Annotated in this window: 16 protein-coding genes; 6 read left to right on the top strand and 10 right to left on the bottom strand. The window is 63.0% G+C overall.

Annotated elements, in window-relative coordinates:
- Positions 1–38: 38 nt before the first annotated feature.
- From JNK74_15765 to lpdA, 5 genes are all read left to right on the top strand, one after another.
- Positions 39–6,185 (top strand): Ig-like domain-containing protein, encoded by a 6,147-nt coding sequence (locus JNK74_15765; protein ID MBL7647644.1) that lies wholly within the window; start codon positions 39–41, stop codon positions 6,183–6,185.
- 145 nt (positions 6,186–6,330) lie between these two features.
- Entirely contained in the window at positions 6,331–7,104 is a 774-nt protein-coding gene (locus JNK74_15760; GenBank protein MBL7647643.1) for an HAD family hydrolase, read from the top strand.
- Between the two features lie 343 nt (positions 7,105–7,447).
- Complete coding sequence (gene aceE, locus JNK74_15755; GenBank protein ID MBL7647642.1) at positions 7,448–10,066, top strand: pyruvate dehydrogenase (acetyl-transferring), homodimeric type; 2,619 nt, start codon at positions 7,448–7,450, stop codon at positions 10,064–10,066.
- Between the two features lie 284 nt (positions 10,067–10,350).
- The gene (locus JNK74_15750; protein ID MBL7647641.1) at positions 10,351–11,715 is read left to right on the top strand and encodes a 2-oxo acid dehydrogenase subunit E2; all 1,365 of its coding nucleotides are present in this window, start codon (positions 10,351–10,353) and stop codon (positions 11,713–11,715) included.
- Positions 11,716–11,777: 62 nt separating this feature from the next.
- Positions 11,778–13,199: a dihydrolipoyl dehydrogenase gene (gene lpdA, locus JNK74_15745; GenBank protein ID MBL7647640.1), complete on the top strand. Its 1,422-nt coding sequence runs from the start codon at positions 11,778–11,780 to the stop codon at positions 13,197–13,199.
- A 116-nt stretch (positions 13,200–13,315) separates the two neighbouring features.
- On the opposite strand, the gene JNK74_15740 is transcribed toward lpdA, so the two are convergent.
- The 8 genes from JNK74_15740 to JNK74_15705 all read right to left on the bottom strand — a co-directional run bounded on the left by JNK74_15740 (position 13,316) and on the right by JNK74_15705 (position 22,256).
- On the bottom strand, positions 13,316–16,378 hold the full coding sequence (locus JNK74_15740) for a heparinase II/III family protein (GenBank protein ID MBL7647639.1): 3,063 nt from the start codon (positions 16,376–16,378) through the stop codon (positions 13,316–13,318).
- 217 nt (positions 16,379–16,595) lie between these two features.
- The gene (locus tag JNK74_15735) at positions 16,596–16,943 is read right to left on the bottom strand and encodes a monovalent cation/H(+) antiporter subunit G (protein ID MBL7647638.1); all 348 of its coding nucleotides are present in this window, start codon (positions 16,941–16,943) and stop codon (positions 16,596–16,598) included.
- Complete coding sequence (locus tag JNK74_15730) at positions 16,940–17,206, bottom strand: hypothetical protein (GenBank protein MBL7647637.1); 267 nt, start codon at positions 17,204–17,206, stop codon at positions 16,940–16,942. Before JNK74_15730 ends, JNK74_15735 begins: the two co-directional genes overlap by 4 nt.
- 12 nt (positions 17,207–17,218) lie before the next feature.
- Complete coding sequence (locus JNK74_15725; protein MBL7647636.1) at positions 17,219–17,692, bottom strand: Na+/H+ antiporter subunit E; 474 nt, start codon at positions 17,690–17,692, stop codon at positions 17,219–17,221.
- Positions 17,689–19,191: a Na+/H+ antiporter subunit D gene (locus JNK74_15720; GenBank protein MBL7647635.1), complete on the bottom strand. Its 1,503-nt coding sequence runs from the start codon at positions 19,189–19,191 to the stop codon at positions 17,689–17,691. Before JNK74_15720 ends, JNK74_15725 begins: the two co-directional genes overlap by 4 nt.
- Before the next feature lie 53 nt (positions 19,192–19,244).
- Positions 19,245–19,592, bottom strand: a complete 348-nt coding sequence (locus JNK74_15715) for an NADH-quinone oxidoreductase subunit K (GenBank protein MBL7647634.1) — start codon at positions 19,590–19,592, stop codon at positions 19,245–19,247.
- Positions 19,582–20,007 (bottom strand): Na+/H+ antiporter subunit B, encoded by a 426-nt coding sequence (locus JNK74_15710; GenBank protein MBL7647633.1) that lies wholly within the window; start codon positions 20,005–20,007, stop codon positions 19,582–19,584. Before JNK74_15710 ends, JNK74_15715 begins: the two co-directional genes overlap by 11 nt.
- The gene (locus tag JNK74_15705) at positions 20,004–22,256 is read right to left on the bottom strand and encodes a DUF4040 domain-containing protein (protein ID MBL7647632.1); all 2,253 of its coding nucleotides are present in this window, start codon (positions 22,254–22,256) and stop codon (positions 20,004–20,006) included. Before JNK74_15705 ends, JNK74_15710 begins: the two co-directional genes overlap by 4 nt.
- Before the next feature lie 464 nt (positions 22,257–22,720).
- Here JNK74_15705 and JNK74_15700 point away from each other — a divergent pair, with 464 nt between their 5' ends.
- Positions 22,721–23,743 (top strand): hypothetical protein, encoded by a 1,023-nt coding sequence (locus tag JNK74_15700; protein ID MBL7647631.1) that lies wholly within the window; start codon positions 22,721–22,723, stop codon positions 23,741–23,743.
- 12 nt (positions 23,744–23,755) lie between these two features.
- Here JNK74_15700 and JNK74_15695 read toward each other — a convergent pair whose 3' ends face one another.
- Positions 23,756–24,550: a hypothetical protein gene (locus tag JNK74_15695; protein MBL7647630.1), complete on the bottom strand. Its 795-nt coding sequence runs from the start codon at positions 24,548–24,550 to the stop codon at positions 23,756–23,758.
- 114 nt (positions 24,551–24,664) lie between these two features.
- Positions 24,665–26,293 (bottom strand): neutral/alkaline non-lysosomal ceramidase N-terminal domain-containing protein, encoded by a 1,629-nt coding sequence (locus JNK74_15690; protein ID MBL7647629.1) that lies wholly within the window; start codon positions 26,291–26,293, stop codon positions 24,665–24,667.
- Positions 26,294–26,464: the final 171 nt, after the last annotated feature.

Genomic DNA, 26,464 nt, shown 5'->3' with positions numbered 1-26,464 from the left:
ATTCAATGCAAATCAGGTCCGTCGTTACGTGTCTATTCTTGTTGGTGCCGATGCTCGCCCTCTTGTCGGGCTGTCCACCCCGCACCATCTCCGTCCCGGATCTTCAGGGCTCGACCCAGGCGGCGGCGGAAACCGCGCTGGAGAATGCCGGACTGAGCCTCGGCACCGTCTCGCAGGCCCATAGCGACACCGTCGCGGTCGGGCTTGTTATCTCCCAGCGCCCCAGCGCGGGCGACCTTGTATCGCCCAACACCTCCGTTGCCATCACCATCTCGCTGGGACCCGATACGGGTGGTGAAGGTGAAGGCGAGGGTGAAGGCGAAGGCGAGGGTGAAGGTGAAGGCGAGGGTGAAGGTGAAGGCGAGGGTGAAGGTGAAGGCGAGGGTGAAGTGGAAGGGGGCCCCACAGCGGCGTTCCTTTCCCTCGGCGTGGAAGGTCAGGCGCCCCTGCTGGCCCGATTCTTCGACCGTTCCCAGCCCGGCGACGAAGCCATTACCGCCTGGTCGTGGGATTTCGGCGATGGCGGCGTCAGCACGGATCCCAATCCCACCCACACCTACACGGAACCGGGCGAATACGACGTGCGCCTCACCGTCACCACGGCCATCGCGCAGAACACGACCACGGAGGTCGGCCTGGTGCGCGTGGCGACCTTGAGTGACGCGAAGTTTGTGGATTCCGCGCCCTTCGACGGCGAGGGCGACATCGCGGTGACCCGCGAGACCATTTTGAACTTCAGTGCGCCGCTGGACCCCGACAGCCTCACGGAGACGTCGGTCTTTGCGAAGCGCGGCAATCAACTCCAGGGGGTTCGACGCCACCTCTCGCCCGATGGTCGCCAGGTAACCCTCTTCTATACCGCGCCCCTTCCGGGCAACGCATCGATCGATGTAACCATCAACGGCGACCTGCTCACCACCGTCGACGGTCGCACAATCGATGCGGACGACGACGGCGAGCCCGGCGGCACCCGCACCATCACCTTCACGACCCTCGGTCTCACCTCCGTGCCCGGCACCGCGGTCTACGGCCGCATCTTCGCCTCGGAGCTCGCGCTCGGTGCGAAGGGCGCGGAGGTCAACATGCCTCTGGAGGGCGTGGAGATCATGGTCGATGGCCGCTTCGACATGGCCACCACCACCGACGCGGAGGGTAATTTCCGCCTCGATCCCGCCCCCTCGGGCCGCTTCTTCGTGCACATTCGCGGCCTGGAAGTGGCCACGGCCTTCGTGGACGGCGCGCCCGTTGATACCAGCTTCCCCGATGGCCCCTACTACCCTACCGTCGGCAAGGCGTGGGAAGCGAATCCCGGCGCGGAAACCAACGTGGGAGACATCTATCTCCCACTCATCCAGCCGGGCGCCCTGCGAGAGGTGAGCGAGACAGAACCCACCGAAATCGGCTTTGTGGATGAAATCATCGAAGCCAATCCCGATTTCGCGGGCGTGCGCGTCATCGTGCCGCCAGACAGCCTCTACAATGACTTCGGCGAGCGCGGTGGTCGCGTGGGCATCGCGCCGGTGGCCCCGGACCGCCTGCCGAGCCCCCTGCCCGAAGGACTGGATCTGCCGCTCGTCATCACGGTGCAGACCGATGGGCCAAACAACTTCGATACGCCCGTACCGGCCTGTTTTCCCAATCTGCCGGACCCCGAGACCGGCGCGCTGCTGCCGCCCGGCGCGCCAAGCGCCCTCTGGAGCTTCAACCATGATTCCGGCGAATGGGAGATTGTAGGCCCCATGACCGTCAGCGAAGACGGCGCCACCGTCTGCACCGACCCCGGCGTTGGCATCGTCCAGCCGGGGTGGCACGGCAACGCACCGGGCACCGAGGCCGAGGGCCCCGAAACACCCGAGCGCCCCGAGCGGGAAAACCCCGAACAACCGCAGAGGCCCCGCCCGCGGCCGAATGATCCGCCCCAGGATCCGCCCACGGACTGCGAGGAAGAGGAGTGGGCCCTGCCCGATGCCTTCGACGTACAGAGCCTGGCGAACTGCGCAAGCCAGTTGGCCGACGCCCAGTCGTCACTCGCGACCGTAATGCAGACCGCAAGCCTCGTCCAGGGCATCCGGGCCCAGACGGCCCAGGTCATCAGCGAGGTGGCCAGCGGCGCACGAAACGACGCCAACACCCTGCTGCTGCTGGAATCCATTCTGGCCGGTAAAGAGCCTGTAATCGCGGAGATAAACGCGCTCCTCGCCGCGGTGCGGGGGGAGAACTCGCCCCTCGTGCAGGCGTCCAACGCCGTAACCTGCGCCCAGTCGGCCCTGGAGCTCATCCAACCCTATTGCGACGCGCTGCTCGATAGCGAGTGCGCCCCGGCGGACGCACGGGCGGTTTGCCTGCAAATCGCCGTCATTGCCGAAAACCTGACCAATACCGCCGCGACACTTGCCCAGGCCCAGACGGCTCTTGCCGATTTCTCCCTGGACAATCTGTGCCTCGACGTGGAGATCGCCATCAACGCCCTCTCGGCGGCCAAGGCCGACCTGACGGACGAGGAACTGACCGATCTCCTCGAGGCTATCCTCGCCCACACCGTGGCGCTGGAGGAGGTGACGCCCGAAGAGGCGGAGGCCTTCCTCGGCGCGCTACCCGCGCTGTCGTCGGCCCTCGGCGGCTATGGCCGGGCCTATCTCGCCGCGCGGGGCTGGACGCCCAACGCCTTCGTGCGCCTCGATGTAAACGGCAATACCTTCCGCACGCGCGCCTCCCAGCAGGGTGTGTACGATTTCATTCTCCCGCCCCAGGCAGTCTTTGTTCTCTCCGTCTTCGATCCCCTCGCCATGACCTGCGGCGACTACGTCGGCGTGTCCGCGGAGTCAGGCTTTGAAACCGCGCTCCAGGCGCCCGTGCTGGCCCCCTGTGGTCCGGACGACGCCGACGAGGATGGCCTGCCCGACGCGGCCGAGGAAATCGTGGGCACGGACGGCGCCGATCCCGACACCGACGGCGACGGCACGCTGGACGGCGCCGAGATCCAGCAGGGCTCCAATCCGCTGGACGGGTTCATCGTGGAAAATGGCATCATCGCCGCCACCGACACCCCCGGCACGGCGGTGGATGTGGACGCGGCGGACAACCTCATCGCTGTGGCGGATGGCGACGGCGGCGTGGCCCTCTTCAACGTCTACAACGGCATGAACCCCGCCATCGTCGCTCAGGTGGAGACCGTCGGCAATGCGACGGCCGTTGCCGTGGGTGCGAACCATGTTGCCGCCGCCTGCGGTAGCGCGGGCCTGTCGATTATCGACGCGACCAACCCGATCACCGCGAGCGAAATCCACGTGGTGCCCGCCGGCGCCTTCGGCGAGAGTATTGGCGCCGTCGCCGTCGCGGGCGGATACGCCTTCGCCGCCGGTCAGGGTGGAAACGGCGGCGTGGTCCAGGAAGAGAAGGACTTCGCGGGGTCCAACGCGGGTGCAAACAGCATCGGCATGGTGGAGCTCGCCACGGGACAGGTGGTCGCCCAGTACACCCTTACCAACGAGCAGGCCATGGACCTGACGGTCTCTGGAAACGTGCTCTACGCCACTGTGGCTTCCGTCCAAGGCCAGATCCCCAAGAAGGGCGCCTCCTATCAGTCTTATCGCCTGATGGCCTTCCGCATCGGCCAGGGCGCCCTCGACTTCACAAGCTCGACCAGCCTGCCCGATTCCTATGGCGATGAGGAACTGAGCCGCAAGGTCTTCGCCGGCGGCGATCTGGCCTTCGCCACGCACCGCACGGGCTACACCGTGGTGGACATCCAGAATCCCGCCGCGCTGAGCTCGCTGGCCACCGCCGACACCCAGCTCTTCGGCTGGAAGCAACTGCTCCACGACGGACAGGGCCTAGGCATCGCGGCGGTGAGCCCGAACAGCACCCTGGATGGCCCCCATCATGTGTCCCTCTATGATCTGAGCGACCCCCTGAACACCGATCAGTTCATCACCGAGTTCCCCACGCCGGGTATCGCCCGCGCCGTGGCGCTCTACAACGGCCTGGCCTACGCCGCCGATTCCGATGCGGGACTCCAGGTCATCAGCTATACCCGCTTCGACGCGGGCAGCACACCACCCGGCGTGAGCTTCACCGTCGGCGATGGAACGGGCAATGTGGAGATCGGCCAGTCCGCGCTGATCGCCGTGGAGGCCACCGACGATATCCAGGTGCGCCATGTGGAGCTGCTGGTGAACGGTCAGGTGGTCGAACGCGATGGGAACTTCCCCTTCGAGTTCTACTTCACTCCCGCGCAGACTGTCGGCGCGACGGCCAGTCTCTCCGTCGTGGCCGTGGATACCTCCGGCAACAGCGCGGCGGCCCCCGTCCAGACCATCACCACCACGGCGGACACCACCCCGCCGCGCATCTCGGGCTCTTTGCCGCGAGAGGGTGGAGAAGGAGAGGATCTCGCCAATGTGACGCTCTTCACCAATGAGGCGATCAATCCGGAATCGCTCTCACCCGATGACTTCACCCTGACCGCCTATGGAGAAGACCCTGTGCCGGGTAAGAGCGACCCGGTCGATGTGCCCATCGACGGCGTGGCGCTGATGGATGGACGAACGCTCATCGTTTCGCCCGCCGGGCCCGTACCCTATGGCCGGAATGTCCTTTCCGTGGCCTCGGGGTCCATTCGCGATGTCGCGGACAATGCCATGGTCATACCCTATACCTTGACCTTTTTCAACGTGGCGCCCAAAGTACCGCTGGAGTGGATCGGGGCCGACGGGGCCGACTGGAACAATCCTGCGAACTGGAGCGAGGGCCGCGTGCCGACCGAGGAAGACTCGGTAATCATCAATCCGCCGGGCGACCCTGTCGTCATCCGAAACGGCGATTTTACCGTGGCAAACGGCGCAAACGTGGACCTGCTCAACGTCCGGCGCCTGGAAAACATGCGCTTCCGTTTCTATGGCAACAACCGCTTCAACGCCCCGCAACTTACCGAATGGGTGGCCGACGAAGGCGGCGGCGAGCTGACCGTTTTCGATGGCCCGTTCGACTTCAACGCGCCGCTCAACTACGTTGAAAACATTTACCTGCACGCATGGGATGGGGCCACCATCGCCCTGCCGGAACTGGAAACCTACGCAGCGACCTCCTGTTTTGGCGGCACCTTGATCGCCGCCTTCGAATCCAACAGCCTCGTGTCCCTGCCCGCCCTTACCACGGTGCTCTTCGACCGGAACCTCGACTACCCCTGCAACTACGGCATTAGCGCCGTTGAAGGCGGACGGGTGGAGATGCCCATGCTCACGGCCTTTACCCTGGGCGAGTTTGACTATGCCGAGGTCAACGCCAGCGGAAACGCCAGTCGGGTTGACCTCCCCTCCATGGCGAGCGTGCAGGAACGTGTCCATGTCTACATTGGCAATGGAGAGGTGCGGCTCGACGCCATCACCGCGATTCACGGCTCTATGCGGGTTGTTGGCGACTCGCCGCCGGCTCTCTCTCTGGTCACGGAACTCACCGGAGGGCTGGACGTCTCAAATGCCACACTCGATTTGCCAAACCTGACGACCATCGAAGCGCTGGAACTCTATGTGAACGAGGGGGCGACCGTTACCCTGGGGGGCGCGGAGGCGGTACTCGGCGGCAAGTTTATGAACATTGTCTCCGGCGGTACGTTGAATCTGCCCGCGGTCACCGAGTTGAGCGACGTATCGATCACTATCGGCACCGGGGGCACGCTGAACGCACCCCTGCTGAACGCCATGCGGGCCGCAAATCTGCTGACCCGCGTGGAGATTGGGAGCGAGGGCAACCTGTCGCTCCCCGTGGAAACCATGACGAATGTGGAGTTGTGGACCAACAACGGCGGCCACCTCGAATTGCCTCTCCTGACGCAGTTTGAGTGGCGTGACCACTGTCTTGGCGTACCCGCCCTGGACGCCCGCGACGGCGGGGCCACGATCAGCCTGCCCGCCCTGCAAACCATCGTCGTCGATAGCGGCGGTCGCTGCGCGCCCTTCTACGATCCCCTCGGGATCCAGGCGGCCGCCGGCGGCAGTATCAGCCTGCCCGAGTTGGTCACCATCGAGCTCGGCGCCGGAGGGGAGGGGGAGACCGCCTACGCCGACCGCCTCTCCATCAACGCGGCCGGCGAAGCGGCTCAGATCGATGTATCGAAGCTCGCCACCTTTCCCGTGGACCGCGTAATCTTCACCAACGACGCCGACGGCGTCATCCTCCGCCCGTAGAGACGGATTTCGCGGCGGGCGGTCCTGGAGTTCCGGGACCGCCCGCGCCGTTTTGGATTAGACCATTGCCTGTACCCTTCCCCCGACAGCCTGTGCGACAATAGAAGCCACTTACGGCGCGACAATTGAAGTGAGGATAGAGGCCATGAGCAACGCGAACGAGAAGAAGAATTACTTGATCGATATGGACGGCGTACTCGTGCGCGGCCAGCAGCCCATTCCCGGCGCGGCCGAGTTCATTGCCCGGCTCCGCGCGGCGGACTGTAAATTCATGGTCCTCACCAACAACCCCCTCTATACCACCCGCGACCTGGCCTACCGCCTCCGCGCCACGGGGCTCGACATCGAGCCGGAGCGCATCTACACCTCCGCCATGGCCACCGCACAGTTCCTACACCTCCAGAAACCCGAAGGCACCGCGTATGTCGTCGGCGAGAGCGGGTTGACCCACGCCATCCACGATGTGGGCTATGTCATCACCGATCGCAACCCCGACTATGTCGTCCTTGGCGAAACCCACGCCTACAGCTTCGACCAGATTACCACCGCCATCCGCCTGGTGACTGGAGGAGCCCACTTCATCGCCACGAACCCGGACAAGTCCGGCCCCAGTGAGTACGGCATCGTGCCCGCCTGCGGCGCCATGGCCGCCTTGATCGAGCAGGCCGCCGGGCGTCGCCCCCTGTTCATCGGCAAGCCCAATCCCCTCATGATGCGCCTCGCGCTCAACCACCTGGGCGTGCACTCGGAAAACACCATCATGATCGGTGACAACATGGACACCGATATCATCGCGGGCGTTCAAACCGGCCTCGGCACCATCCTGGTGCTCAGCGGGATCACCGATCGCGAGCATCTGCGCCAGTTCCCCTTCCAACCGACCCGTGTCATCGACTCGGTGGCCGAAATCGAGCCCTGACGGATCGCGGCCTGCGGAAAGCCGCGAGAAAAACCCGTCACGCGTTTTTCTCGAATTTCGCTTTTATGCCTTCCTGAACAGGCGCCGTCGCCCCAGCTATAAGCGCTTGCAACCCTTGTCGATAGAGCGCGCGGGGTCCCCCGCCTTGATGTATGGCGCATGACTGGCATACAATACCATGTCGCCCGGTGCTTGCCGGGTTTTGGACAAGGATGCCCTTCGCGAGTCAGCGATATCTATAGTTTTGCGGTACGCGTATGCGTGTGCATCGAAGCGGAAAGGATAAAGGTCCCCGGTGAGTGTAGAACCCGAACCTTTGGAAGAACAAGTAGCCCAGGAATGGATGGACGCGCTGGACGATCTGGTCGCGGAATCGGGCGTTGCCGCGGCGACCGCCCTCATGTACCGCCTGTCGGATTATGCCTACGCCCACGGCGTCCGCCTGCCGTTTACGGCCAATACGCCTTATATCAACACCATCCCAGCGGATGATGAACCGGAATATCCCGGTGATCGCGAGCTGGAGCGCCTGAACAAATCCACCATCCGCTGGAACGCCATGGCCATGGTCGTGCGCGCCAACCGCGAACTGGACGGCATCGGCGGCCATATCTCCACCTATGCCTCCTCGGCAAACCTCTATGAAGTGGGCTTCAACCACTTCTTCCACGGCCGCACGGAATCCCACGGCGGCGACCAGATCTACTTCCAGGGCCACGCCTCCCCCGGCATGTATGCCCGCGCCTATGTGGAAGGCCGTCTGAACGAAAAAGACCTCAAGAACTTCCGCCGCGAGCTGGCGAAGGGCGGCGGCCTGTCGTCCTACCCGCACCCGTGGCTCATGCCCAACTTCTGGCAGTTCCCCACCGTATCCATGGGCCTTGGTCCAATCATGGCTATCTACCAGGCGCGCTTCAACCGCTACCTGGAGCACCGGGGTCTGAAGCCCAATAACGGCGGCCATGTGTGGGCTTTCCTGGGCGATGGCGAGTGCGACGAGCCCGAAACCCTCGGCGCCATCGGCCTGGCCGTGCGCGAGCAGCTCGACAACCTGATCTTTGTAATCAATTGCAATCTCCAGCGCCTTGACGGTCCCGTGCGCGGCAATGGCAAGATCATCCAGGAACTGGAGCGAATCTTCCGCGGCGCGGGCTGGAACGTCATCAAGGTGATCTGGGGCAGCGAGTGGGACCCCATCTTTAAGTCCGAACTGGGCGGTCGCCTGATCAACGTGCTGGAAGGCGCGGTGGACGGCGACTACCAGAAGTTCACCGTGGAATCCGGCGATTATATCCGCCGCTGGTTTCTGGAACGCGACCCCGAGCTGAAACCGCTTCTGGATACCGTCACCGACGAGCAACTGCGCAAAATCAAGCGCGGCGGCCACGACCCGATCAAGGTCTATGCGGCCTACAAGAAGGCGGTGGATACCGAAGGCCGCCCCACAGTAATTCTGGCCAAAACCGTCAAGGGCTACGGTCTGGGCGAGGCGGGTGAAGGCAAGAACATCACCCACCAGCAGAAAAAAATGAACGAAGACGAGCTGCGCGAGTTTCGCGGCAACTTCGGCATCCCCATCACCGACGACGACGTGGCCTACGCGCCCTTCTACAAACCCGCCGAGGACAGCCCGGAAATTCAGTACCTCAAGGCGCGCCGCGCCGCGCTGGGCGGCTCGCTGCCCCGCCGCGAAGTTACGGCGCCCGCCCTCAAGGCCCCGGGCGACGAGCTCATCAAGGAATTCCTTACCGGCAACGACCGGGCCGTGTCGACCACCATGGTCTTCGTGCGCATCCTGGCCATCCTGTTGCGCGACAAGGCCCTGGGCAAACTCGTGGTGCCCATCGTGCCCGATGAAGCCCGCACCTTCGGCATGGACGGCCTCTTCCGCCAGGTCGGCATCTATTCTTCCAAGGGCCAGCTTTATGAGCCCGTGGACGCGGACAACCTGCTTTATTACCGTGAAGCCACCGACGGCCAGATTCTGGAAGAGGGCATCAACGAAGCCGGCTCCATGGCCTCTTTCCTGGCGGCGGGCACGGCTTATGCCACCCACGGCATCAACACCATCCCCTTCTATATTTACTACTCCATGTTCGGCATGCAGCGCATCGGCGACCTGGTGTGGCTGGCGGGCGATATCCGCTGCCGGGGCTTCCTCGTCGGCGGCACCGCCGGCCGTACGACCCTGAACGGCGAAGGCCTCCAGCACCAGGACGGGCACAGCCTGGTCCTCGGCAGCACCGTCCCCAACATGCTCTGCTACGACCCGGCCTTCGCCTTTGAACTGGCTGTCATCGTTCAGGACGGCATCCGGCGCATGTACCAGGAGCAGGAAGCGGTCTTCTACTACCTCACGGTGGAAAATGAACCCTACGCGATGCCCGCCATGCCCAAGGGCAAAGGCGTCCGCGAGGGCATCCTCAAGGGCATGTACAAGTTCAGGCCCTCCGAGATGAAGCCCACCAAACTCCGCGCCCAGTTGCTCGGCAGCGGCGCCATCATGAATGAAGTGCTCAAGGCCCAGGAGATGTTGGAGAAGTACAAAGTCTCCGCCGACGTCTGGAGCGTGACGAGCTATGGCGAACTGCGCCGCGACGGACTGGCCGCCGAACGCTGGAACCGCCTCCACCCCGGCTCGAAGCCCCGTGTGCCCTATGTCACCAAGTGCCTGGCCGGGGAAGAGGGCGTGGTTGTGGCCGCTTCCGACTACATGAAAGTACTGCCCGACGGACTGTATAAGTGGGTGCCCCAGGGCATCGAAAGCCTCGGCACCGACGGTTTCGGCCGCAGCGAGTCCCGAGAGGCCCTGCGCGATCACTTCGAAGTGGATGCGCGCCACATCGTCTTCGCCACCCTGTCGGCACTGGCCCGCGCGGGCAAGATCAAAATCGATGTGGTCAAGGCGGCCATGAAGGAATTGAAGATCGCGCCCCACAAGCCCGATCCCGCCTCGGCCTAGAAACTCAGCATTAGTACGCAGTCACGCGATTTGACGGGAATGCCCTCGCGGCGAGAAGCCGGGCCATTCTTATCGCTTCCAGCGACGGCAGCGACTTCAGGGACAGCAGAATGAGACGTTACTGCTGTCCCTGAAGTCCCTGTTGTCCCTGAGACGCGCATGTAGTCCTTGAACACGATTGAGAAACCGGGTTGTGGGCAGAGCTCACGTCCAGCTTCACCAGAGAATGACACCATTATTCCAGCGGTGATTGCACGGCCCGAACCATGCAGGAACAGAAATCCATGGCGACAGAATTCAAGCTCCCTGAACTGGGTGAAGGCGTCACGTCGGGTACGGTTGCGACCCTACTGGCCAAAGTGGGCGACACGGTGGCCGCGAATTCGCCCATCATCGAAATCGAGACCGACAAGGCCGTGGCGGAAATCCCGATTCCGGTTTCTGGAAAGATCACGAAGATCAACGTCAAGACCGGAGACAAGGTCAGCGTGGGCCAGGTTATCCTTGTGTACGAAAAGGCGGACGGCGCCGCGGCGCCCAAGGCGGAAAAGCCCGCTCCCGCTCCCGCACCAGCTCCGACCCCGGCGCCCGCGCCTGTGGCCCCTCCGGTTGCTCCCGCACCCGTAGCGCCCGCGGCGACTGTGGCGGCGCCCGCGCCACGCGCCACGGCTCCAGTCGCGCCCGTGGCCCGTTCGAGCGCGCACATCCAGGCCTCCCCCTCCGTCCGCAAGCTCGCCCGCGTCCTCGGTGTCCGCCTGGAAGATGTCCCCACGGCCGATCCCTCGGGCCGCATCAGCGCCCACGATGTGGAGCAGTTCGCCGCCGCCTCCGGCGCCACGCCCGTCGTCACGGCCCCGCCCGCACCCGCTCCGGTCGTTGCGCCCGCCCCTGTGGCGGTAACCCCCGCGCCGGTGGCCTTGGCCGGTTCCGTAGCCGATGACCGCTGGGGAAAGGTGGTGCGCGAAGCCATGAACGGCGTCCGCAAGAAGACCACCGAGCACATGACCCACTGCTGGACCACCATTCCCCACGTGACCCACTTCGACAAGGCGGATATTACCGCCCTCGAGCAGATCCGCCAGCAGTACGCCCCCGGCATCAAGGCCAAGGGCGGCAGTCTGACGGTCACGGTCTTTCTCATGAAGGTCGTCACCGAGGCCCTGCGCCGCTTCCCGAAGTTCAATGCGAGCATCGATCTGGCCACGGAAGAGATCATCTTCAAGCAGTACTACAACATCGGCGTCGCCGTGGAAACCCCCGCCGGCCTGCTCGTCCCCGCTATCCGCAATGTGGACCAGAAGAGCCTTCAGGACCTCGCCCTGGAGTTGCCCGTAATCGCGAAGAAAGCCCGTGATCGCAAGCTCAGCCTGGACGACATGTCCGGAACGACCTTCACCATCAGCAATCTGGGCGGCCTGGGCGGCACCGGCTTTACCCCCATCGTCAACTCGCCGGAAGTCGCCATTCTCGGCGTCTCCCGCTCCGCCGTCGAAGGCGTCTTCCAGAATGGCCAGCTCGTGCCCCGCACCATGTTGCCCCTGAGCCTCTCCTACGACCACCGCCTCATCGACGGGGCGGACGCCGCGCGCTTCATGCGCTGGGTAGCCGAGGCCCTCGAAAACCCCTGGAAACTCATCCTGGAATCCTGACCCCCCGGACGACCAACGATAGAACAACGAAAACGACCCCGAAGGGGGAAGAGGATAAACGTATGAGCAGCAATCAGAGCACACAGGTCGCGGTGCTGGGCGGCGGGCCCGGCGGTTACGCCGCGGCATTTATGGCCGCGGACCTCGGCCTCGACGTGACCCTCATCGATGTGGAAGCCAATCCCGGGGGCACCTGCCTCTACCGCGGCTGCATCCCGTCCAAGGCCCTGCTCCACGTGGCCAAGGTCATCAACGAGGCCCGGGAATCCACCCACTTCGGACTGACCTTTGGCGAGCCCCAGATTGACCTGAATCGCGTACGCAACGCCACCGACGCCGTCGTCAACCAGATGACCGGCGGACTCGGACAGCTCGTCAAAGCGCGCAAAATCAATTACATTCAGGGCCGGGGCACCTTCGTAAACTCGAAGAACCTCGTCGTCACCCTGGCCGACGGCAAGCAGATCAAGCTGGCTGCGGAATACACCATCATCGCCGCCGGCTCGCGTCCGGCCCGATTCGGGCCCCTGATCGAGTCCGAGCGCATCATGAACTCCACCGGCGCTCTGAAGCTTACCGACATTCCCGAATCCCTGCTCCTCGTGGGCGGCGGCTATATCGGCCTGGAACTCGGCACCGTCTACTCGGCCCTCGGCTCCGAAGTCACCTGCGTGGAAATGACCGGTGGACTCTTGCCCGGCGCGGACCGCGACCTGGTGAAGCCCCTTCAGGCCCGCTTGGAGACCCAGTTCAAGGAAATCCTCCTGAACACCAAAATCGCCGATATGAAAGAGCAGAAGACCGGCATCAAGGTCACCCTCGAAGGCGAGAACCTCAAGAAGCCCCAGCGCACCTTCGACAAGGTGCTCGTGAGCATCGGCCGCAAACCCAACTCCAGCGGCCTCGGCCTCAAGAGCACCGGCGTCGTGGTCAATGATCGCGGCTTCATCGAAGTCGATGCCCAGATGCGCACCGCCGATCCCAATATCTTCGCCATCGGCGACATCGTGGGCGGTGCCATGCTCGCCCATAAAGCCTCCGCCGAAGGGCGCGTCGCGGCCGAAGTCATCGCCGGCCACCACGCCGCCTTCGAACCCCAGGCCATCCCCGCCGTCGTCTTTACCGACCCCGAAGTCGCCTGGTGCGGCCTCACGGAAGAAGAGGCCAGGCGCACGGAACGCAACGTGCACATCGCACGTTTCCCCTGGGCCGCCTCCGGTCGCGCCACCACCATCAATCGTATGGAAGGCATGACCAAGATTATTTCCGATCCCGAAACCCACCGCCTGCTGGGCATGGGCATCGTCGGCGCGGGCGCGGGCGAGCTCATCGCGGAAGGTACCCTGGCCATCGAGATGGGCGCCCTGGTGAGCGACATGGACCTCACCATCCACCCCCACCCCACCCTCAGCGAAACCGTCATGGAAGCCGCCGGCTCCGTCTTCGGCACCGCCACCCACATCTACCGCCCGAAGAAACACTAAGCAGTCCAGAGACCATCCGGGCAGCCCGCAACCAGCGAGGCTGCCCGGTTCTATTTGAGACGGGACCGTCCCGCGCATTACGTGCGGGGAACGGCCCACTCGGATTGCATTATGGTTCACCCACCGCCAACAGTCGCCATCGGTACCTCCACACGGTCCCCAGGGCCCACATTCACGATCCACGCGTCCTCCCCCGACACAAAGGGCGCACTGTCCGCGCGGGGTGCGGTGTAGGTCACCACGCCGCCTTTCACGCCCGTAATCGGCACGAAGGCGCTGAAAGCCTCGTCCGTCGCGTAGGCGCCATCGTAGACCGGGGCAAAGGCCATGCCCGTGGCCGTGGTGAAGCCGTCCGCGCGGAGTGCGCCGATGCGTACGCGACCCACAAGCAGATCGTCGCCCACGGTAACCAGAAGTCCGCCTGGCGCGGGTGCCGCCCCGAGGATGGGGTGGGCCGTGCGGCGAAAGTCGTTCTGAAAGTGAATCACCTTGCCGGCCAGCGAACCGACATCCGCCGAAAGCATTTCGCATGCGATAAGAATGCGACCCGAACCCGCGTCGACCGAAGTGACCGTGCCCGTGAGGGGGGCCGACTGGCTGGAGCTGACGCCTCCGGCCATGAGATAGGTACCGCCGGTGGCCCATCGGCGCGACACCGTCCCATTCGCAAAACGCACAACGGCCATGGCCGCGTCGGTGTGCAGGTCTTCATCGGCGAGACGCATCGTTCCGCCCGCCGTGTTGATCAACACCACATCGCGCATGACCTCAGCCGCGGGTCCGGTCCAGCGCACCTCCGCGGCCACGCCGGAACCTTCACGCAAGGGTAAATTGCGGGCTTGCTGGATGGCCGCCGAACCGCTGAACGGCTCGGCAATCGAGACAAACTGGGATTCCATTTGATCACCCTGATTGCGCCCAATCACATACTTTACCGGCGTCTTGTACTTCACGGGCGAGATAAACGCATCCGCAAGCATCGCCTCCTTCGGCGCATCCAGCCGGTAAAGCCTGAGCTTCGCCTCGGGATTCTTCTCATGGATCCATTCGCCCGCGGCGCTGCCCCCGGTCAGCCGCTGCACGTTAAACAAGTGCTGGAAACCCGAACCGCGGTAGTCCGAGTAGCCGCCGGTGTACCCCGGTGTGGCCATCGCCGGATTGTCGTAGATATATTCCAGCGGGACGTCCGGACCCGCCAGCGTGCCCGCCGCCGGCTCGCTCCATTCGCCCGACAATGGAGTAAAGGTCCCGGGCGGGCCGTGCAGGCTATAGTCGTGCTGACCGCCGCCCTTCACCGTAAAGCAATCCACCAAGTAGCTCCGGGCATCATCCAGGTCCACCATCACCAGCCGCCGCCGGTACTCGCTCGTCTGGCCATAGGTCGGCGCGGCGTCGATATCCAGCGCTCGGGCGAATCCCTCATCCACAAAGCGCTGCACCGTGCCGGGGTAGTTGGTCCGCTGCCGCGCGGCGTCCACCGTGACCGTGTTGTGGGCGATGGTGTTCTTGCTCCAGGTATAGATGCCGGGCACATAGGCGTTCATGAAATCGGGATAGCCCAGATCGGGCATCATCACAAGATTGTTCGCATAGAGCTCGAAGTTCAACCGGTCAAAGTGGCCGTGTCCCCCCATGTAGCCGTAGTAGAGCGCCAGCGAAATCGTGTTCGCGGGATTGTTCAAGATCGCCATGCCGTAGCCGTCCATCAGCCTTGATCGCACCGGAGCCTTCACGGGCGGCGCGGAAGGAATCACCGGCGCAAAGAGGCTCTCGAAATCGATGAAGCCCCCGTCGCCGGTGGCGTTGAAGCCCTGAAGGTGCGCGAGAAATCTCGGGTCTTGATAGACCTGCCAGGCCCGTTGGTATACGTAGGCATCGCGCCCGACAAAGCCGCCATACACCGAGCCGCTGTCGCCCACGGAAGGCGTGTGCTGGCCAATGTTCACCACGTCGATTACGCCATCGTAGAGCCGGCGCATCTTGGGAATGGCGTACACGTCGCGATTCGCGCGGTGCAGGGCCTCCGCCACCGTGGTGATATTGGCCACCCAGGAAAAGTTGTAGCCCGGCGCCGTCTCGAAAGGCGGCCCGTCGCGATAGACCAGGTTGTAAAGCGCGTAGTTCAGCCCGGTCGTTGCTTCTCCACTGCCCGCGTCGTTCATGATGCCGTCGAACCATTCATCCTGCTTGCCAAACTGACGCGCCAGCCCCGCAAAGACCAAAGCTTTCTGGTGCATGCCGAAATTGCCGCGAATCTTCCCGGAGAAATAGCCGTCGATACCTTCCTCGAGCAGATTCGCCTCGATGTTCGCCCGCACCTGCGCCGCCGTCTTCCCCGACACGGTGTCATCTCCAATCGCGTCCCAGCAATAGTCATAGGCCTCGGCCAGCGACGTCAACGTGCCCGTCTCCCAGATGTGGTTCAGGATCTTCCCTTCATAGCGCCCGCCCCGCGCGCCCTGGAGTTCCCCATAGCGCGACTGCGGATGGTGATCCATGTTCGGGTAAACTTCCGCGATGCGATCCAGCAGCACCGCCGCTTTCCGCCCATAGGTCGCATCGCCCGTCAGAATGTAGGCCCGGGCCAGATCCTGCGCCGCGGGAATGATGTGGTTCATCCACGTCCAGTGATTCGCATACGCCACAAACCAGTGCTTCTCGCCGCTCGGTGACACCCAGCCCCGTCCGTCGTCCGCGTAGTCGCCCGTGAGCAGCGAACGATCGTTCATACCCGATGCATAATAGGCCGCGAAATCGTTGCTCGGATAGGTGCTGCCGTCCACCGGGCACGTCACCTTGAACGGTACCTTCGGGTCGATAATCCAGGGATATGTCCCGCCCTTCTCATAGAGTTCCATACCGCATTTCGGACAGCCCGCCGTCGCGTCGTTGAAGGCGCGCGGCACGTCCGCCGTCGTCACAATGGCCCGCAACGCGGTGTCCTCCCAGGCCATCCAGACATCGGCCCGCTTTATGGTGGCATCCGCAATCGCCCGCGCCGCTGGATATTTCGCGATGTTCTCCCGGGCCATCGCCACTTCGGCATCGGTCCACAGCATGCGCTGCGTCTTCAGGGGATACTGAGGCGCGCGGGAGATCGGCGGAAGGAGATCGGCGTGGGCGGGCAGAAGAGCCAGGATCGCCACACCGAGGATGGAGCAGGTCATTCGCACAAACATGAGAGAACTCCAGAGTAAACCGTGGAAAATGGAGCGGGCTCCTTCATTGTCGAAGAACCTTCACGGTCGGAACCCGCAGCCGGTATCATAGCCCTTCGCTGAGTGCGATGCCATTTCCGGTCCGGCGCTGTATCGCCCTTTATCAGAGTCTGCACGACAGGTCCGTAGGGCGCTTGCTGGCCGCGGATCACGGGCGGGTGATCGTGGGCCAACAACGCTACTTTGTGTCACCTCGCTTGTGGGCCTCGTCGGCCGTCCACTCCTCACACCGGGTTCGGGGACACATGGGGGTCCGGGCGGCGAGTGCGGCCCGCGCCAGCACCTGCGCCACGATGGGCGCGGTGATGCACAGAAAGAGAGCGATTAACACGGCGCGCGCGCGGATGGCGGGTTCATCGAAATGCAGGGTCAGCGCAAGCAGGCCCGAGATGACGCCAACGGTGCCCGCCTTCGCCGCCGCATGCATGCGGAGAAAAACGTCGGGCAGTCGGACGATGCCGATCGCGGCGACCAGTGTGAAGACGGCACCGACCCACAAGAGTCCTACGACCAGATGATCGGTCATTGCCCCGCCCTCCGTTGGATATACATGGCGAAGGCCAGGGTTCCTACAAAGCCGAGTAATGCGGCCACAATGGCCACGCTGAGGAAGTGGGACTCGCCCGTGGCGATAGCATCGACCACGATCATTCCGATGACGCAGGTCATGATAAAGTCGAGCGAGATCACGCGGTCCGCCAGTGTGGGCCCCTTGATAAGCCGTGCGAGCGCAAGGAGAAGTGCGACCCCATAGACAACCATGATGTACTTAATATGGGTTTCTATCATCTCGGGATCTCCTCAGGACAGCATCCTCAACAGGTGCGCTTCCAGGCCGCTCTTGAATTTCCGGCGCACTTCGTCCGCATTCTCCATATCCATCACGTGTACATAAAGGGTCTTGCCGTCGGCGCTGAGCTCGACGCTCATTGTTCCCGGCGTCAGCGTCATGGCATTCGCCAGCAAGGTCTGCTGGATCGTCGTTCGCGCCGACAGGGGCAGCGCCACAATGCCCGGTCGGATTGCGCGAAAAGGCCAGATGACCGCCCAGGCCACTTGAAGTGCTCCGACAAGCACCTCGCGCAGGAAATACAGCGCGAACACAAACACGTACCAGACCTTCTTGCGGTACTTCCCGCCGCGGCTGATCTCGGTCTGGACGCTCAGAATCGTGAAGCCCACCAGGAAGCCCAGAGCAAAGTTCTGGGTATTCACCGCCCCGGATGCGGCGCACCAGGTCAGGGCGAGGAGCAGATTCAGGAAGAGAGCCTTCATGGCGCAACTCCCAGCACCGCCGAAATATACGCCTGAGGGTCGAGAAGCTCTGCGGCGGCGGCGGTCGACACGGCGAGGAGCGGGGCGGCGGCGACGGAAAGGAGCACACTGAAGGCCGCCAACACCACGCCGGGTGCCAGTATACCCCAGGTTTGCACGCGCGAAAGTTGGCGCTCCGGCACGTGTGCATGGACTTCACGGGGGGCGGCCTTCCAAAAGGCCTCGTTCCAGATCTTCGTCATGGAATAGAGGGTGAGGATGCTGACCGCCAGCGATACAAAAACCGTGATATAGGCACCGCCCTCCAGACCCGCCTTCACGAGGGCATATTTGCCCACGAAGCCCGAAAAGGGCGGCAGGCCCGCCAGAGACAACGCTGGCACGGCGAATAAAAGGGCGAAGGCGGGTCGGGTCGCGGCGAAGGAGCCGAGCTGCTTCAAGTCCGAGGTCCCGCGAAGGTAGTGCATAAAGGCCCCCGAAACAAAGAGCGCCCCTTTGGCCGCCATGACGTGAACCATGAAGCAAATCGAGGCCGCCAGACTGCCGGCGGTGGCCAGCGCAACGCCAAAGATCAAGTAACCGATCTGGCTTACGATATGAAAAGAAAGGAGCTTTCGCAGGTTGTACTGTGCGACGGCCCCCAGCACCCCCGCCACCATCGTCAATGACGCCACGACCAGCACAAAGGGCTGAAACTGGGCGTGCTCGGCCGGGAACAACAGGGTGCTGGCGCGGATGAGTGCGTAGACGCCCACTTTTGTGAGGAGCGCAGAAAAGAGAGTCGTGACCACGTGAGGCGGCGTATGGTAGGAAGCGGGCAGCCAGGAAAATAGTGGAAAAACGCCCGCCTTGATCCCGAAAGCCACCAGGAGTAGCCCGTAGGATGCCTGCCTCACGGACCCGCTCTCAATCTCCGGAATGCGCGTGGCCAGATGGGCCATGTTCAGAGTGCCGGTATTGCCGTAGATGATCCCGACGGCGGAGAGAAAAACGACCGATCCCACAAGGTTCATCGTGACATACTTCACCGCACCGCCGAACTGTCGACGGGTACCGCCGAGAACGATGAGCACGAAGGACGCGATCAACAACACTTCAAACCATACGTATAGATTAAATAGATCTCCCGTAAGAAAGGCGCCGTTGACCCCGGCCAGCAGCACAAAGAAAAGAAAGTAGTACCCGTCCTTCAAGCGGCGCGTATCCATGGTGGCGTTGGAGAAAATCGCCATAAGCAAGGCGGTGATGCCCGTCATGAGCACCATGATGGCGGAGAGACCGTCGGCCACAAGAGAGATTCCGTAGGGTGCGGGCCAGGCCCCCGTGTGAGCCACTTGAATCCCACCCTGGACTTCCACTGCCAGGGCGATCACGGCGGCGAGCAAGGCGATCGTTCCCGCAAGGCCGATCCACCGGGTTGTGCGGGGCCACGCCGTCGCGGCGGCCGCGCAGAGCGCCCCCGCGGCCAGGGGAATCACAATTGGTAGAAACAACAGCAATGAAGAATCCTTCTACACGATGCGCGTAACTGGCTTGTCGGCCCTTTGTCGGATCAATGCACCGTGTCGCGCAATTGATCCGTGTCGTCGGAATCGATCATGTCATAGGCCCGGCGAAACAAGACCAGGGCGAAAGCCGAAACGCCGAAGCTGATCACGATGGCCGTTAGCACCAGGGCCTGAGGCAGCGGATCGGCGGAGTGTGCGGGCACGGCGGTCATACCCTCGGCCACGAGGGGCGCGGGGCCTCGCGCCACGCCGGCGGACACGAAGACAAGCAGATTGGCCGCATGTCCCAGCAGCATCAGCCCGAGAATGACCCGGAGAAAGCTTCGCCGAAGCAACAGATAAAATCCGCAGCCGAAGAGCACCGCGATCAGGACGACGATACTAAGTTGCATCGTAGTCCTCCAGCATGGCAAATACCATGGTCAGCACGACTCCCGCGACGACGAGATAGACGCCGACGTCGAACAGCAGGGGCGTGCCCAGTGTTATCTTGCCCAGATAGGGAATGTCGGGCGTACCCCAGACACCCGTCAAAAAGGGCTCTCCCTTCCACAATCCCGGCAGTCCGCTGATCAGCGCGACCAGTAGGCCCGAGGCCATGAGCGTGCGCGGCGAGAAACGCGCGGAGCGGCGCGCCGCATTCACATTGTAGGCCAGGGCATGCACGGTGAACGCGGTGGCCGCCACCAGCCCCCCCACGAAGCCGCCGCCGGGCTCGTTGTGCCCTCGCAGGAGCAGGAGCACTGAAATCAGCAGCATGACGGCCTTCAGCAGGGGCGTCCAATTTCGAAGGAGGGCGGAATTCATACGCGGGCCTTTCGCGCGCGGCGGCGGCGCATGAGCGCCTGGGCACCGAAGGCGGCAACAGCCAGCACCGTTATTTCACCCAGAGTATCGAGGGCACGAAAGTCCACCAGGATCACATTCACCACGTTGCGCCCGTGGGCCAGGAGCAGACTGTTCTCGCGATAGAAGTCGGAAACCGAACGAGCCTGCCCCGTTGCCAGAGTGAAATAAGCGAGCAGACCCATCAGGATGCCAGCCATCGCGGCGAGGGCCGCATCGCGGCGGCGAACCGAGACGGGCGCGAGGTTCTTAAAGCCCGGCATGGCCGCCGCAAGCAGGGCGAACAACACCACCGACAGGGATTCCACGATGATCTGGGTTTTCGCAAGATCGGGCGCACCATAAAAAACATAGAGCAGGGCCATGCCGTAGCCCACCACGCCGAGGCAGGCGAGGGCTCCAAAGCGGGACTCCACACGGGTGAGCGCGATGGCCGCGATGGCAATCATGCCGACGATGATCAGTTCGTGAACCCGCGCATCGGCCAGTAGGAAGGCGGGGGCGTGGCCTTCGTCCGGTAGTACGCTGCACGCCATGCCGATAACGCAGGCAATTACGACCAGCAGGTAGTAGCGGAGATAGCCGTGCTGAAGAAAGCTCGTTTGCACCCCTGAGAACCAGAGCATACCCGCCACCGCGCCATGATAGCCCCCTTCCGGCCCCAGGCGGTACAAGGGCGCGAGTCCGGATGCGGAACGCTGAAGAAGGCGCCTTAACAACACGGCAACCATACCCAGCACCAGGGTCGAGATACTGAGGAGCAGGGCGGTATTGAACCCGTGCCACAGCTTGAGTTTGATCTCCACCGTTGCTCCGATGACATCCGAGGCACCGGGACCGAGAATATGATGACTCAGCAGGGTCGGGTAGAGCCCGAAGGTCAGGCCGAGCGCGCCCAACACCATGGGACCCAGCCAGAGCGAAAAGGGAGCCTCGCCCGATACAGACGGATGCGCGCCGTGCCGTCGCCAGAAAGGCAGCACGCCGACGACGATGGCTACGTAGACATTGGCCGCGTTGGCCAACACGGCCGCGCCGACCAGCCACGGACCCGCCACGGGCGCATAGAGCAGGGCCTCATAGACCGATTCCTTGCCCACAAATCCCAGCAAGGGAGGCAGCCCCCCCATGGAGAGGCTGGCAATCAATGCCGCCAGGGCCGAAGCCGGCATCGCGCGGCCCAGCCCGCCCAGCTTCTCCACGTGGGCTTCGTGGGTCGCGTGGATCATTGTGCCCGCCGTCATGAACAAGGCCGCCTTATAGAACGCGTGCACAAAAAGGAAAACCTTGAAGGCTTTGATGGCCATCGGCGTACCCAGGCCGATACATAAAACGAGCGTGCCGAGCGCGGTAACAGTCGAATAGGCGAGCATGGGCTTCAAGGCCGTCTGCTGCATGGATAGCCACCCGCCCGCGAACATCGTCGCCGTGCCCAGACCCACCAGCAGCCAGAACCAGAGCTCCGTCCCCCCCAACGCCGGGCTGAGACGCGCAAGGAGGTAAACACCGGCTTTTACCATCGTGGAGCTGTGGAGATAAGCGCTCGCGGGCGTGGGAGCCGCCATCGCATTGGGAAGCCAGAAATGGAACGGAAACTGGGCCGATTTCGTTGCCGCGCCCGCGACTATCAGCAGGACGATCGCCACATAGTGGGGGTGCTCCGCGAGGCCCGGTGTTGCGATAATCTCGCCCAGCCGAAAGGTACCCGCCGCATTGCCGAGGAGAATCAGGCCCGCGAGAAGCGCCAGGGCGCCCGCACCCGTGGTAAGTAGCGCCTGCAAGGCCGCCTGTCGCGCGCTTTCTTTCTGATGCTCGAAGCCGATCAACAGGTAGGACGCGACACTGGTCATTTCCCAGAATAGGAAGAGTGCAATCACGTTGTCGGCGAATACCACGCCGAGCATGGCCGCCATGAAGAGAAAGAGAAAGGCCATGAAACGGCCCCGGCGGGGATCGCCCTCGAAATAGGAAGCCGCATAGACAACGATCAGGGCCCCAATCCCCGTAATCAGAAGGCCGAAAGCCAGACTGAGACTGTCCAGGCGCAGACTGAGCTCAAGCCCGGCCAGCGGGGCCCAGGGGAGCGACTGCACCCACCCCTCGTCCACGTGATCGACCAAGAAAAGCAGCCAGACGCAAAGACCCGCCGGAGCGAGGGCCATGACCCAGCCGAAGGTCCGGCCCGCCGGACGGGAAAAGGGAGCAGACACTACCGCAGCCACCAGTGGAATCAGAATTAACAGAAAGAGCATTAAATCAGTCAACAAATCAGGTTAGGCCCCCTGCTTTCCTTGCATTCGCGGATCACGCCAAATCGGGTCGAAGCCCAAATACCGGTTGAGCAGGCCACGACTTACTCTACAAATCCTGGGGGCGTTTTATTCTTGCTCACGCTGATTTGACGGATTCAGGTTGCCGTAGTCAATTTCGGACGCGATGTACGGCAACGGTCGCCTCCGGCTGCAGCCATTCCTCAGCGTGCCGGATCCATCTCCGTATGGAACGAGTTTTCGAGGGGCAAAATCGCTCCAGACCGATCGGCACACTCATACGCCCAAACCAGGACCGCCTGGATCGCCACCAGTAAAAGCAGCGCGAATCAGGTTGGTCACGTTGCATTACGCAAGCGGGCATCGGATAATGGCCTGGTAGACCAGCCAGGAGACCAATCCCAATGCCCCCGATCCGAGAGCTTAACCGCGCGGTCTTGTGTATCGCCTGCGTCACAACGGCGATCCAATCCATGCCCTCTTTCGCCGCACCCTATCCCAAGGTTAATCTTTCGGCAGGCTACGAGGTGGATCCCGCGTGGCCCAAGAAGCCCGCGTCTCTTCCGTGGGAGCAAATCGCGGGGGTAGCCGTGGATGGTCAGGGCCGTGTGTGGACCTTCAACCGCGCGGAACCACCGGTGCAGGTCTTTAGTGCGGCGGGCGATTTCTTGTTTTCCTGGGGCGAAGGCCTCTTCAGAGGACCCCACTACCTTCGGATCGATCGGGAGGGAAGGATCTGGACCGCGGACTACCAGCGGCACCTCGTGCGCAAGTTCGAGCAGGACGGCAAACTGCTCCTCACCATCGGAACACCCGACGAAGCAGGCGAGGATGAATCGCACCTCAGCGGGCCCACCGACATGGCGATATCGCCCGCCGGCGACGTTTTCATTTCGGACGGCTATGGCAACAATCGCATCGTCCACTTCGACAGGGATGGGAAATTCGTGAAGACGTGGGGAACCCTGGGCGTGGGGCCCGGCCAGCTCAGCCAGCCCCATGGCATTGCCATGGATTCCCAGGGCCTGCTGTATGTATGCGAGCGTAACAACGGCCGCATTCAAGTCTTCAACCAGGCGGGCGAATCCCTCGCACAGTGGCGCAATCTGATCAACCCCTGGGGCATCCACATAAACTCCCGCGACGAGATCTTCGTCTGCGGGAGCACCCCCGCCCGATGGACGGAGCGGGGCAATCTGGGCAACCCGCCCCACGATCAAATCCTGATGAAATTCGACACCACCGGGCGCGCCTTGGAACTCTGGGCCTTCCCCCTGGCAAAGGAGGGCGAATTGGTACCCGGTCACCTCGACTGGATGCACGGCATGGGCTTCGACGACGCAGGCAACGTCTATTTCGGCGACGTGGACGAAAACAGCCCCACCCACCGCGTGCAGAAATTTGTCCGGCTCGAAAAGGAGCAGTAAGAGAAAGCTCCCCTACGCGTCGATGGTGAGGATTTCCAAACTAAGTGCGGCGCTCATTACCCCCATGAGAAACATCCCCATCTGCGTTTCCTGAAGCATCGCGAGCGCCCCGCTGTCGATGACCAGATGATCCTGGAGGTGGGCCGGATTCCGCAAAATCGATTGCACCGTGTCCGGCGCGATATCGTGCGGCAAAAGCCCGAGAAACAGGCACGTAAAGATCGCGTGCGACGGCGTAACGGGCCCCGAGTAAAACAGAAACTGAATCAACTGATTCGAGGAAACGGCGTGTTGACTATTTCCGTCGCTCCACTGCCGCGTGGGGGCCTCGCATTGCTCGAAATAGAGCCCCTTCCGCTCGCGAATTGACGCCACGGTCGCACCGTCAATTCGTAACTCCCCGAACACGTTGCGAAGATAGACTCCGGCGACGGAATCCATGGACTCGGGCAACCGGGACATCAACCACTCCTCCTCCGCGCGGGCGATGGGGTAGTTGAGAAAGCCGCAGCAGCCGAAAGACGCCTGGCGGAAGTTGGCCGTGCACCCGTCGCACAACGGCGCATAGGGATCAAGGCTGCGCCCCGTTTCCAGCAGCGACGCCACCGTCACCTGCTCCGCCACCGGGCCACTGGGGTACTGCACCACCCGCGTGATGGTGGCCGTCATCGGGTCCTGCCCGCCATCGCGGATGCGTTGTACCAGCAACGCCGCCTGGCCCCGCGCCTTGATGCGGGACACCAGCACATCCACGCCCAGCTCCCGCTTTACCTTGCAATTGCGGCTCTGTACATAATCCACGCCCACGATGGTCAGCTCCTTCGATTGATTCCGCCGCCATCATGGCAGAACGAGCGAAGGGCGTCAACCGAAACGTCGCGGAAAGTCCTTGTGGCGCGGAGTGCACCGCCGTGCCGAATGCTACCTCGCCGCGCCGCCCGTGGCCGCGGGTTCGTCCCCGGACGCCGGCTCGGGAAACACCGCGTTCATCTCTTCGAGCATCTTCATGGATTCACGGTGGATCGTGGGGGCCACGTCCGGTCCGCCGGAGTTCTCCTCGCCGTACTGGGCTTCGCCATCGTAGATAAAGGGCGCCTTCACGTCCCATTGAGACTTGGGCACCATATAGCCGATCTGATCATTGGCCAGGCCGATGACCAGGGCCATGCGGGCCTTGCGCTCCATTTCATCGCGCAGCGGCGGCACTTCCACCGGCTCGATCTCATAATCGCGCCCCGGCAGGGCTTCCACGCCCCCTTCCACGATCTCGGGATAGATTTCGCCGGGCACGCTCAGCAGCAGCACGCCGCCAATGCGGATCACATTCAGCTCGGTGCGCGCCCCTTGAAAGAGTTTGTAGCCGTCGTGGATAAGGCCCATCATCATGGCGTATTTGTACATCCCCGTGACCGGCACCCGGATCGTCCGCGCGGAAACGGCCAGGCGCGGATTTTCGTTCTTCCAGACGCGGTCGCTGCGCAATGCGTTGCACGCCACAATCGCTAGATTCTCGCCCAGCGCCTGGGCCTTCTCAAAGCTCGCCTCGCTGAAACTCCGCTGCCCGTCGCGGTGGGGTACGGTGGTGTGGAGCTGCGTCATCAGACCGCCCACCTGCCCCTGAAAAAAGAGGCACATCCCGCCAAAGCCCTCCACGCCGTTGGGCGCGGGCACGCCCTTCTCCACACCCTCCCGCAGCCAGTGGGGAAAGTCGGAGGTGATCATGCCGTTCTTGCCGCCCAGCGCCTCGGGGTGGTTCCCCCAGTTCACAAACGTCGCGATCGTGTCCTCGCTGTCCTTCTTCGTGAAGCGCATGAGGTACATCGTGTTGTCCATCACCACCGGCTTCCGGGAATCGTCCACAAAGCCCTCCGGGGCGATCTCCACCGTGGTGCACTCCATCTCCGCCGGGCGCATCGACAGCACCGCGCGCTCCACCGCCGCGCGGGTCTTCTCCCGGACCATGTCCATGTAGCGCTCGTCGTAGCCGAAGATGGGCGTGGGGCCGCTCCAGATCTTCATCGTGTCGGGCGTCTCATGGGTGTGGCTGCTGGAAAACAAGATATGGTCGATACCCAGGTCCTTGCTCACCGACTCGCGCACCGCAATGAAATCGTTCTGGAAAATGCCGACGCTGTCAATGGTAACCAGCACCAGCGTTACGCCGTTGTTGCGCAAGGCAATGGCCCGGGTCCACGGCGTGTCGTTGATCCCCTTCGCCGGTCGGTTTGAACTGAATCCCGCCATCCAAACGGCGTCAAACTCGCCGTTCCCGTTGCGGTCCGTAAAGGTATCCGTCCCCTCGTCGTATTTGCTGTTTTCGTTCACGTCCACCCAGTCGTCGTACAGGGCGAAATCCGGACTGATTTCCTCCATCCCCACCCCCACCTGAAGTCCCTCGGGCGCGACCGCCACTTGCGTATGGTCCGGCACCTGCAGATTCAACTCATAGTCGGGATACTGCCCCTTGAGGCGACCGCGAAACCAGACAGCGCCCACCAGAATAAGGATCATGCAGGCGCTGAATATCTTATGCTCTCGAATGAATGACATGGGGTACTCCTGAAAGACGTCAATACGACCTCCATCATAGCAGGCCGGGGAGTCCCGATCCCATGGGGGCATCAGCCCCCTTGTCGTCAGTGGACACGACTATGCGAAAAAGTGGCACACAAAACCCTTGCATAGCTATCAGCCTTATGTTATACTTACTAAACATTATTC

Source organism: Candidatus Hydrogenedentota bacterium, assembly GCA_016791475.1.
Lineage (GTDB): Bacteria > Hydrogenedentota > Hydrogenedentia > Hydrogenedentales > JAEUWI01 > JAEUWI01.
Note: the sequence above shows the minus strand (reverse complement) of the source record. Positions and strands in the feature narration are given on the sequence as shown.